This window comes from Xenorhabdus szentirmaii DSM 16338 (assembly GCF_002632585.1).
Taxonomy (GTDB): Bacteria; Pseudomonadota; Gammaproteobacteria; order Enterobacterales; family Enterobacteriaceae; genus Xenorhabdus; species Xenorhabdus szentirmaii.
The window spans coordinates 1-209 of sequence record NZ_NIBV01000075.1; the positions used below are offsets into that span (position 1 = coordinate 1).

General features: G+C 56.9%; 1 protein-coding gene. It reads right to left on the minus strand.

Annotated features, from left to right (window positions below):
* The coding region (locus Xsze_RS22355) for a hypothetical protein (protein ID WP_211293385.1) at nucleotides 1-209 on the minus strand (209 nt) is incomplete at both ends.

The window sequence follows — 209 nt, forward strand, 5'->3', positions numbered from 1 at the left end:
ACCATCACCACTGCCGCCGACAATAGCACGAAGGTAAATGATCCACAGACACTGACCAATGCCGGGACCATCACTACTGCCGCCGACAATAGCACGAAGGTAAATGACTCGCAGACGCTGACCAATGCCGGGACCATCACCACCGCCGCCGACAATAGCGCGAAGGTAAATGACCCACAGACGCTGACCAATGCCGGGACCATCACCAC